At 65.4% G+C, this 10,588-nt stretch carries 9 protein-coding genes; 5 read left to right on the top strand and 4 right to left on the bottom strand.

All coding sequences use genetic code 11. The features are described 5' to 3' along the window. Positions 1 to 45 precede the first annotated feature (45 nt). The gene (locus ON058_RS03940) at positions 46 to 1,038 is read right to left on the bottom strand and encodes a DUF3152 domain-containing protein (RefSeq protein WP_274667713.1); all 993 of its coding nucleotides are present in this window, start codon (positions 1,036 to 1,038) and stop codon (positions 46 to 48) included. 52 nt (positions 1,039 to 1,090) lie between these two features. On the opposite strand from ON058_RS03940, the gene ON058_RS03935 reads away from it, so the two are divergent. From ON058_RS03935 to ON058_RS03925, 3 genes are all read left to right on the top strand, one after another. Next, positions 1,091 to 1,309, top strand: coding sequence for a DUF3107 domain-containing protein (locus ON058_RS03935; RefSeq protein WP_274667712.1), 219 nt, complete (start codon positions 1,091 to 1,093; stop codon positions 1,307 to 1,309). 212 nt (positions 1,310 to 1,521) lie between these two features. Then, positions 1,522 to 3,141, top strand: coding sequence for a DEAD/DEAH box helicase (locus tag ON058_RS03930; protein ID WP_274667711.1), 1,620 nt, complete (start codon positions 1,522 to 1,524; stop codon positions 3,139 to 3,141). Positions 3,142 to 3,146: 5 nt separating this feature from the next. Beyond that, a complete protein-coding gene (locus ON058_RS03925) occupies positions 3,147 to 4,043 on the top strand; it encodes a rhodanese-related sulfurtransferase (RefSeq protein WP_274667710.1) in 897 nt (298 codons plus the stop codon). Here ON058_RS03925 and ON058_RS03920 read toward each other — a convergent pair. From ON058_RS03920 to ON058_RS03910, 3 genes are all read right to left on the bottom strand, one after another. Then, a complete protein-coding gene (locus tag ON058_RS03920) occupies positions 4,040 to 4,345 on the bottom strand; it encodes a thiamine-binding protein (RefSeq protein WP_274667709.1) in 306 nt (101 codons plus the stop codon). The two genes, ON058_RS03925 and ON058_RS03920, sit on opposite strands and share 4 nt — an antisense overlap. Positions 4,346 to 4,387: 42 nt before the next feature. Beyond that, positions 4,388 to 5,209, bottom strand: a complete 822-nt coding sequence (locus ON058_RS03915) for a PHP domain-containing protein (protein ID WP_274667708.1) — start codon at positions 5,207 to 5,209, stop codon at positions 4,388 to 4,390. Between the two features lie 99 nt (positions 5,210 to 5,308). After that, positions 5,309 to 7,273 (bottom strand): LPXTG cell wall anchor domain-containing protein, encoded by a 1,965-nt coding sequence (locus ON058_RS03910; RefSeq protein ID WP_274667707.1) that lies wholly within the window; start codon positions 7,271 to 7,273, stop codon positions 5,309 to 5,311. A gap of 184 nt (positions 7,274 to 7,457) precedes the next feature. Between ON058_RS03910 and ON058_RS03905 the strand changes: the two genes are divergently transcribed. Both ON058_RS03905 and ON058_RS03900 read left to right on the top strand, forming a co-directional pair. Next, entirely contained in the window at positions 7,458 to 8,828 is a 1,371-nt protein-coding gene (locus ON058_RS03905; RefSeq protein WP_274667706.1) for an aminopeptidase P family protein, read from the top strand. 171 nt (positions 8,829 to 8,999) lie between these two features. Further along, positions 9,000 to 10,523, top strand: coding sequence for a hypothetical protein (locus tag ON058_RS03900; RefSeq protein WP_274667705.1), 1,524 nt, complete (start codon positions 9,000 to 9,002; stop codon positions 10,521 to 10,523). Positions 10,524 to 10,588: the final 65 nt, after the last annotated feature.

Here is a 10,588-nt window from a genome sequence, read left to right as displayed (position 1 = left end):
CGCAGCGCTGACATGAGCGCCGTCGACATGTCGAGTGAGTGGGGGTCACTCGTCTTCGGCGCGCGTCGCCGACGCTGTGGGGCTCGGCGAGGCAGACGGGACGGGCTCGTCGGGGTAGGGCCAGGGGTTGACGTCACAGTCGTCTGACAGGTCGGTCTGGTCAGTCATGATCAGCGCCTCACCCGACGCGCAGGTGCCGTCTTCTTCTCCCCTGACGTGGCCCACACCGTGGTTGACCAGGTAGGTCCGCGCATCGGCCCTCTCTTTGCCGTACGAGTCAAGGCCGGCAGTCCAGTCGTATGCACTAATCATCACGACGCCGCGGTCGGCGCAGTTCGACTCCGGGGTCTCGTCGGCGGATGGTTCCGCGGACGCGCTCGGCTCAGCAGAGGCCGATGCGCTGGGTTCCGTCGATGCGGACGGGTCGGCGGAGGGCGAAGGGTCGGCAGTGGTCGCCGTCTCGTCCAACCCCACCGAGGCCGGCGCGTGAGGGTGGGGGCACGTCGCGGCGGCCGTGTATGGAGATGCCACGACGATGCGGATGTCTGCTGCGCCGGTGGTGGGCACGTACTCGTAGCGCCCGCGAGCCCCCCAGCCACGCGGATCATTGAGGATGTCCATGACGTACTCGCCCAGGGCGGTGCCGTCCATGACGAGGCCGTCTTCGTACTCGACACGCACGTACCGTGTGGCGAGGGCGTCACTCTGGGGCGAACCATCGGTAGTGACGATGGTGTACGTCCCTTGTCCGGTGGTCGGCACGTCCAGTGTCACGACGCCCGCCGCAGCGTCGTCGTCGAGCTCGCGGTCGATGGGCTCCAAGGGAGGCAACGACACCTCGACCTCGGCGGTCTCTGTGGGGCTGGGGGTTGCGCTGGGCGTGACCTCAGGAGCCGCCAAGTTCGAGCCAACTTGCCCGGTAAACCACCCCACACCGATGCCCAGCAGGAATGCCAGGACCACCGTGAGAGCGATGGCCTTGAAACTCGGCAGGTGGATTCCCCTGCCCGCGAACAGGCCCTTCTCTCGCGCTTTCACCCCTCTACGATAGTCAACACCACCACCAGCAAACGCAACTTCGGAGGCGACAGTGGAGATTCGCATCGGTGTCCAGAACGTGGCACGTGAGATTGTCATCGAGACTAACCTCACGGGTGACGAGGTCGCAAAGGCTGTGGCCGATGCCATTGCTGGGGCAACACTCGACCTTTCCGACGCGAAGGGTCGCCGCATCGTGGTGCCTTCCGCTTCACTCGGCTATGTCGAGATTGGCGAGGAAAGTAAGCGTCGCGTCGGCTTCGGAGCGTAACTCCGCAGAGCCCGGTTTCGCACGGGCTCTGGCTCACCCGCGCGCTGCACGGTAGAATGCCCATGACCCGGGGTTGACCGGTCGTCATGTGAAGCGCGGAACCGCTGCAGAAAGCGAAGGCCGCAGGACCTCGATGATTCGCGATCGGCTACCCGCCATTTGAGGACGCACCACCTTTGAGTTGCGTCCCGCGAATCCTCCAGAGGACATCCATGACAGACACGCACGCCAGTGTGCAAACAGCAGACCAGACCTTCGCCGACTTCAACGTCAATCCCCTGATTGTTGAGGCTCTCGCCTCCGCAGGTATCACCGCACCGTTCCCCATCCAGGCCATGACGCTGCCGGTAGCGCTGTCCGGCCACGACATCATCGGCCAGGCCAAGACCGGAACCGGAAAGACGCTGGGGTTCGGTGTTCCCGCCCTTCACCGCACGGTTTCACCCGGTGAAGAGGGATTCGACGACCTCCCCGAGCCCGGCAAGCCCCAGGCCCTCATCGTTGCCCCGACCCGCGAACTCGCGGTGCAGGTGGCCGGCGACCTCGAGACTGCCTCGAAGAAGCGTTCCACGCGCATCGTCCAGATCTACGGTGGCCGTGCCTACGAGCCCCAGATCGAAGCACTGCAGCGCGGCGCCGAAGTTGTCGTCGGTACCCCCGGCCGCATGATCGACCTCCTGAACCAGGGCCACCTGGACCTCCGTTTCGTCCGCACCGTGGTGTTGGACGAGGCCGACGAAATGCTGGACCTGGGCTTCCTGCCTGACGTCGAGAAGCTCCTCGCCGCAACCCCCGCCTCGCGTCACACCATGCTGTTCTCGGCCACCATGCCGGGCGCAGTCGTGTCGCTGGCACGTCGTTACATGACCCAGCCCACCCACATTCGGGCCGCTGACCCCGACGACGACGGCGCCACCGTCAAGGCCATCAAGCAGGTCGTCTACCGGGCCCACGCGCTCGACAAGATCGAGGTGCTGGCTCGTCTCCTGCAGGCTCAGGGCCGCGGCCGCACCGTGGTGTTCGCACGGACCAAGCGCACCGCCGCAAAGGTCTCGGACGAGCTCCGCGACCGTGGATTCGCCGCTGGCGCCATCCACGGCGACCTTGGCCAGGGCGCACGCGAACAGGCTTTGCGCGCATTCCGCCACTCCAAGATCGACGTCCTGGTCGCCACCGACGTCGCAGCACGCGGAATCGACGTCGAAGACGTCACCCACGTGGTGAACTACCAGTGCCCGGAAGACGAAAAGACCTACCTCCACCGCATCGGCCGTACGGGCCGTGCCGGTAAGACCGGTACCGCCGTCACGTTCGTGGACTGGGACGACATCCCCCGCTGGTCGCTGATCGACAAGGCACTCGACCTGGGCTACCCCGAGCCGGTGGAAACCTACTCGACCTCGCCGCACCTGTTCGACGACCTCGACATTCCCGAAGGCACCAAGGGCCGTCTGCCCAAGGAGCAGCGCACCCTCGAAGGCCTCGAAGGCGAGAAGCTCGAAGACCTAGGCGAAACCGGCAAGAAGCCGTCCGGTGGACGTGGCGGTCACGGTGGCTCCGGTGAGGGCCGTGGACGCGGCAACTCTGGTGGACGTGGACGCGGCGGCAACGGCGGCCAGGGCCGCAACCGTCGTGGCTCCGGCGCTCAGCGTCAGGGCGGCGAACGTCGCGACGGTGGCGACCGCAAGAATGACGCTCCTGCGCGCACCGTGAACTCGGACAAGCCCAGCACCGGTGAAGGCCGCTCCGGCGGTCAGCGTCGCCGTCGTCGTCGCCGTTCCGGCGGTCAGGGCGGCAGCGGTCAGGGCAACAGCGCACAAGCATCGGAGTAACCCTCATGGCTGAGCACAAGGTTCTGCTGTTCTACATCTTCACCCCCCTCAGTGACCCTGAGGCCGTGAGGTTGTGGCAGCGAGACCTGTGTGAGTCGCTGGGGCTCACGGGCCGCATCATTCTGTCCAAGGACGGGATGAACGGCACCGTGGGCGGCGAGATCACCGCCGTGAAGCGCTACCTGCGCAAAACGCGAGAGTATGCGCCGTTCAAGCCGCTCGACGTGAAGTGGTCGCAGGGAACCGGCAATGACTTCCCCCGGTTGAGCGTCAAGGTCCGCGAAGAGCTCGTGAGCTTTGGCGCACCGGGAGAACTCAAAGTAGACGCCAACGGCGTCATCGGCGGCGGCACACACCTCAGTCCTGAGCAGTTGCATGCCCTAGTCGACGAGCGTGATGTCACGTTCTTTGACGGACGCAATGCGATCGAAGCGGAAATCGGCCGGTTCAAGGACGCGGTCGTCCCCGACGTCGAAACCACGCGCGACTTCGTCTCCGAACTGGAGTCAGGCAAGTACGACCACTTGAAGGACTCCCCCGTCGTCACCTACTGCACGGGTGGGATTCGCTGTGAAGTCCTCAGCGCCCTCATGATCAACCGCGGCTTCACCGAGGTCTATCAACTCGACGGCGGCATCGTCCGTTACGGCGAAGCCTTCGGGGACCGCGGCCTATGGGAAGGTGCGCTCCGGGTGTTTGACGGACGCGAAGTGATGACCTTCACCGACGAGGCCGCGGTGATCTCCCAATGTTCCGTGTGCGGCGACGACAGCAGCCGGCTACAAAACTGCGACGACCTGTCCTGCAAGAAGCAACTGGTGATCTGCGAGGGCTGTGCGGTGGATGACCGCTTCTGTCCTGCACACATCGGTGCGGACCACTCGCAGCGCGCCGCAGACTAGTCCTCGCTGATCGCCTGCTCCAGGCGCTCCAGCTTGCCGTCCAACTCCCCGGTGTAGCCGGGACGGATGTCCGCCTTGATGACCAGCGACACTCGCGAGCCGTACGGCTGAACAGCCTCCGTCGCGCGCTTGATCACGTCGAACACCTCATCCCACTCGCCTTCGATCTCCGTGAACATCGACGAGGTGCGGTGGGGAAGGCCCGATGCGCGCACCACCTTCACGGCCTGCGCCACAGCGTCGTGAACAGAACCGTCTGCACGGCCGTTGCCGGACGGGGCGACAGAGAAAGCAGCAATCATGATGTTCCTTACAGCAGAGATGGACGGGGTTCCAGCGCGACCCTAGCGCGCTTCCTGAAGTGACGTAAACGCTTCCACAGAGGTGAGGTTTTCTCCGAGTTCATTGGGCTTCCCGGCCCCGTGATAATCGGAACTGCCGGTAGCAATCAGCCCGTGCCGGTCCGCCAATCCACGCAACCGGCCCCTCTGTTCGTGAGTGTGGTCACGGTGGTCCACCTCGACGCCGGCCAGCCCTGCACGCACCGCGCGGGTGAAGGCCCGGTCCGGGAGTTCAGCCCCCGCGCGCCCCGCATACGGGTGCGCAATGACGGTCACTCCCCCGGCCGCACGCATCGTCGTCACCGCATCAACGACTTCCGGTGCGTAGTGCGGCACGTAGTACGCCGAACCTGGACGCAGAATCTCCGTAAACGCCGCAGACCTGTCCTCAACAATGCCCTGTGCCACCAAAGCATCGGCAATGTGCGGCCGTCCCACTGTCACGGCACCGCCTGCCTGTTCCACGACATCGGCCCACGTCACCGGGAAATCCTGACCTAGCAGGTCCACGATGGCTTGCGCCCGGTGCACGCGCGCATCACGGGTCCTCGCGACCATCGCCTCCACTTCAGGATGGGCCGGGTCATGCCAGTAGCTGAGCAAGTGAACCGAAGTCCCGTGGAAACGCGCCGAAACCTCGATCCCCGGCACCCACGTCAAGCCCAGCGAGGTGGCCTCGGCGCGGGCTTCCTCCCACCCCGCAGTGGAGTCGTGATCGCACAGCGCGACCACGTCCAGGCCAGCACGAGCAGCCTGGCGCATCACCTCCGCAGGTGATTCAGTGCCGTCAGACACCGCGGAGTGGGTATGGAGGTCGATGCGCATCATCCCAGCGTAGGCCTGTAGCGCCGATGCTGTGGCCGGGCATGGAGGAACCCTCGCCGCGCATATGGGTGGGCGCGGCGAGGGCTCCGGTGCGAGAGGTCAGACCCCCATGCGGCGACGCACGAACAGCAACGCCGCGCCGGCTGCGATCAGGATCGCTGCCGGAGTCATCAGGCCAAGGTCACTTCCGGTGGCCGGAAGCGCCGCAGCGGTCGTCGTCGGCGTCGGGTCCTCATCCGCGGTCGCAGCGGGCGCCGCGGCTGGTACCGAGACAGGCTCAACGGCGGGGATCACGGGCAGTGCTTCCACATCCACCTGAACGTGGTGCGTTGCCTCGATCAAGGTCATGGTCGCCGCACGTGCGCGCGGGTTGCCCGGGCCCAAAGGAATGAAGCCCCGCAGCTCCACGGCCAAGGTCACTGTGCCTGAGGCCACATCGGCTTCCGTGACCTCATACGACACCGTGCACGAGACCGTGGCGTTGGCCGCCACCACGCCGTCTTCTGGAACGTCACACGAGGCCTCCAAGCCCACCGGAGACAGGACCGTCACCTGCGCATTCTGCAAGGCAAACAACGTCGAACCAGGAATGGTGAAGGAGATCGACACCACATCCCCCGGCCGGACCACGCCCGGGTTGTCCCCCGCAGACCACACGACCTCGCTCCATACCTGCTCGAGGTCAGCCAGGTCGGCACGGCGGTCAGCAACATCTCCCTCTGCCGCGCCCAGGCCATCGAGCAGCGCTTTCACCTGGTCCACAGCGGCGCGCGCGGCATCCACGCCGCCCTGTGCTGTCTCGCGGTCAGCGCGAGCGTCATCAAGAGCGCCCCGCGCCTCATCCAACGCAGCCTTGGCCTGGGCCAAGCTGTCCCGCAAGCCCGGCAACTGGGCCTTGAGATCGCGCACGTCCTTGTCCAGTGCGTCCAGTTCATCCTCGAGCTCAGCAATGTCTGACTCGTGTGCCGCAAGCGCGGCCCGCGCATCGAACAACGTGCCCGAGACTGAACCGTCCTTCTCCACGCCCCCGATGAGTACGACGGCCGCAGTCGCGGCGGTCAGCTCCTCCAGGGCAGTATCGACGTCGGCACGGGCGGCATCGACGTCCACGATCGAGGCGATGCTGTCCCACCAGCCGGACCTCAACGCCGCGCCCACGGCAATGGCCTCTGCCTCGTCGGCAGCATCGTCCGCGTCATCGGCCAGTTCACGTGCCTCGGATGCTGCGTCCAGTGCAGCTTGGTAAGCATCCGTGGTGCAAAAACCGCCACACCAGTAGAAGCGCTCCAAGGCAGGGAACGTGAACGCGTCCCACTCGAGTCCATCTGCGGTCTCATCAGCGTCATTCGCAACGGTGCGCAGCGCCGACGCGGTCGCCGAGGTGGTCTCCGCCTCTGCCTGGGCCGCATCGCGCTGCCCCTCCACCTCCGAGTACGCCGGAGCTGAGATCCCGAGCGAAGTGAGCAGTGCGCCCACTCCGTCTCCAGTCGGAACGGGGCCATTGAACGTCGCGAGCGCCGAGTCGTAGGCACCTTGGGCATCGGCTTCCACGAGCAACGCTGCCGCAAGGGCAGCCTCCAGATCGGATACCGCCTGCTGAAGGCCGGGCAACGCCAGCTGAAGGTCGGCCAGGTCACTCTCGCCTGCGGCGATGTCAGCCGCAACAGCGGCGATCTGGTCCTGGACAGTTGTCAGCGCGGCACGAGCATCATCACGTGCGGACTTCTTTGCGTTGAACTCCGTACGGGCCAGATTCAGCGCGTTCACCGCATCGGCCAGCACCGTGCGCGCCTCGTCCAACGCCGCCGTCCGGTCCCCCTTGATGCCCTTGAGCTGGCTCAAGAGCGCGGAGAAGGTATCGAGTTCAACGCGCACGGTGTCCCAGTCCGCGTCAATGAAAGCTTGGTTGGCGGCATCGGCCGCGGCTTGAGCCGCAGTGGCGATCTGCGCAGGATCAGCCGTATCAGCGGTGTCATGTGCGAGAGCCGGTGTCCCGACTCCAATCGTGAGCACGGTCGCGGCGCAGGCTGCAGCCGCTGACGCGCGCAGGCGTGTCAGTTTCATGGTGTTCTCCCCTCGGCTGGCCCGCAGATCCCCCGCAAGGCCAATCGGGACGTTAGTCCCGCAACACACCGTGTGACAAGAGCCACAGTCAAACTTTTCCGCTGGTAGTCCGATATTTCATACATCGGCGCATTCAATTGTCCGGTTCGCACTTTCCCGATGTAGAGAATGAGACGATAGAGACGTGAGCGACAGCACTTCTGACAAGTCCAACAAGGCACGCGCCCTGCGCCCCGACAACTCCGAGTTCAAAACCTGGATCGGATCACACTGGGCAGAACCCGACGACCTCGCAACCCAGCGCCTGGGGTCAGCGCCATACGCTGCGGAACGCCGGCATCGGCTCTCCGCACAGTTCCCCGGCAAGCGCATCGTGGCACCCGCCGGAGACCTCAAGGTGCGCTCCAACGACACCGACTACCGCTTCTCCCCCGACCGTGACTTTGCCTACCTCACCGGGCTCGGCACCGACCGCGAGCCCGGCGCAGTGCTCGTCATGGAGCCCACCGCCAACGGTCACGACGCCACCCTCTACCTGGTGCCACCCGCCACCAAGGACGAAGACGGGTTCTACACCGACCCCCGCTCCGGCGAGTTCTGGATTGGACGACGCCCCGGCCTTGCCGAGTTCGAAGCCATGACGGGAATCACCACCCGGCCGCTCAGCGAACTGCCCAGCGACATTCGCCTCGCATCCCACCCCCACAAGCCCGTGTCCCGCGCCCTGCATGAAATGCGCCTGGTCAAGGACGAATGGGAAGTGCAGCAGCTGCGTGACGCCGTCGACGCCACCATCGCCGGATTCGAGCGCGTCGTGGGAGAGCTTCCCCGTGCGATCGAGCACAAGCGCGGCGAACGCGTCATCGAAGCAACCTTCGACGGCCACGCCCGCGAAGAAGGCAATGCCGTGGGCTACGAAACGATCGCCGCCTCCGGCCCCCACGCCACCACCCTGCACTGGATCACCAACGACGGCCAGGTCCACGCAGGAGACCTGCTGCTGCTCGACGCCGGCGTGGAGGTGGACTCCCTCTACACCGCGGACATCACCCGCACCATGCCCGTGACGGGCCAGTTCAGCGAGGTCCAGCGGCGCGTGTACGACGTAGTGCTGGAAGCAGCCGATGCTGCCTTCGCTGTGTCGCGTCCCGGCGTCACCCTGCGCGACGTTCACGACGCCGCCATGGATGTCATCGAGGCTCGGCTCACGGAATGGGGCATCGTTCCCGAAGCCCAGTCCGACGAGTCCAAGCTGTTCCGCCGCTGGATGGTGCACTCCACGTCCCACCACCTGGGACTCGACGTTCACGACTGCGCTGCCGCCAAGCGCGACACCTACATGGACGGCCCGCTGAAGCCCGGCATGGTGTTCACCATCGAGCCAGGCCTGTACTTCAAGTCCGACGATCTCGCCGTGCCCGAAGAGCTCCGCGGCATCGGCATCCGCATCGAGGACGACGTCCTGGTCACCGAGGACGGTGTCGAAAACCTGTCCGCAGCGCTTCCTCGCGAAGCCGACGCGGTCGAGCAGTGGATGGCCCGCCACCGCCGCTAACCCGCGCGCTTCCACGCAGCCCCTTCCCCGTCAAATGGCTCCATTTGACTGTTTTGGCTAGCTAAAACAACCAAATGGAGCCATTTGGCGGGAGGGCGAGAGGGACTTAAGCCCCGCGCAATGGAGCAATGTGGCTCGTAACCTCAGGAAGAACAACCTGAGGAGAGCGTCGTGACCGCAGCCACCCACGCCACGCAGGCACCCTCCCGCGCCTCGCGTTGGGGCTCCTTTGCGGCCGGCCTCCTGATGGCGCTGCTCCTCCTTGGCGCCGCGGGCGCCAACGCTGTCTCCGCTTGGTCGAACGCCGCCCAAGGAGACGCGGACACGGTTGCCATCGCAGCATCGGCGGCACAAGGCACCACGCTGACGGCCGATGCCGCCACCACCGTGGACACCGGCGTCACCCCAGGTATTGACCCCGATGCCGACCTGGTCTTGTTCTGGGGAGACGGCTGCCCGAACTGCGAAAAAGAACGCGAATGGCTCGAAACGGTCGAGGATACCCACCCCGACCTCACCATCGCCCAGTACGAAGTGTGGAACGACGACGCGAACCGCGACCTGTTCGCCGCTGAAGCCGAACGGCTCGGTTTCGAAGCCGGCTCCGTCCCCACCACGATCATCGACGGCCGGGTCTGGATTGGCTGGACCGACGCCATCGAACAAGACATGGCCGGCGCCATCTCAATGGTGGAACGCGGCGAGACACCGACTGCGGGCGTCTTCGGCACCGCGGGCGCAGGCACCTGTGCAGAAGACGGCACCATATGCACCGCGGAAGCCCCAGAAACCGTCATCGACGTGCCCCTCTTTGGCGAGGTCGCTGTCTCCGCAGATTCCCTCTTGATGTCCACGATCGTCATCGGCTTCGTCGACGGCATCAACCCTTGCTCCCTGTGGGTGCTTTCGGTGCTGCTCACCATCGTGCTGCGCACCAACTCCCGCAGGCGCGTGCTCGCTATCGGCACTACCTTCCTGACTGTCACCGCGATCATGTACGCCCTGTACATGGCGGCCTTCTACTCCGCGCTGGCCGTCGTGGGCATGTTGGGGTGGATTCAGCTGGTGGTCGCGGTCATCGCCGGCGTGTTCGGCGTGGTGTCCGTCAAGGACTACTTTGCGATGGGCAAGGGCGTATCCTTCACGATCCGTAAGGAAGATAAGCCCGGCATCTACTCCAAGATGCGTGCGGCCGCAGGAAAGAAAGCACTGCTTCCCGCGTTGGGTGCGACCATCGTGCTGGCGGTCGGGGTTTCACTCCTCGAGACGCCCTGCACCGCAGGCTTCCCTGTGTTGTGGACCGGAATGCTGCACGCCAACGGTGTGGGACCCGCGGAAACGGTGGGCCTCTTCGTCGCCTATATGGTGCCGTTCCTGCTGGACGAACTGATCATCTTCGGTATCGCAGTCGCCACGATGAAGGCCACCAAGATGCAGGACAAGCACGGCGAACTGCTCAAGCTCTTCGCCGGCGTCACGATGCTGGTGCTCGCAGGCGTCATGGTGGTGGACCCCACGCTGATGGAGAACCCGTGGGCGGCGCTCGGACTGTTCGCGGGTGCGTTCGTTCTGGCGCTCATCATTCACCTCGTGACTGTGCGTATTGTCGCGGCCCGCCAGGGCAAGCCTGCTGTGGCGCCTCCTGAAGAGAGTGTCGAGGAGAACGCTGCCGCCATTGCCGCAGACGACTCGTAGGTGAGACTCGGCTCACACTGGGAATCGTGCGCGACCGCACGCCGTTGACGTGGCAACACCACCGT

This window comes from Demequina sp. B12 (genome assembly GCF_028823635.1).
In the GTDB taxonomy this organism is placed as follows: Bacteria; Actinomycetota; Actinomycetes; order Actinomycetales; family Demequinaceae; genus Demequina.
Note: the sequence above shows the minus strand (reverse complement) of the source record. Positions and strands in the feature narration are given on the sequence as shown.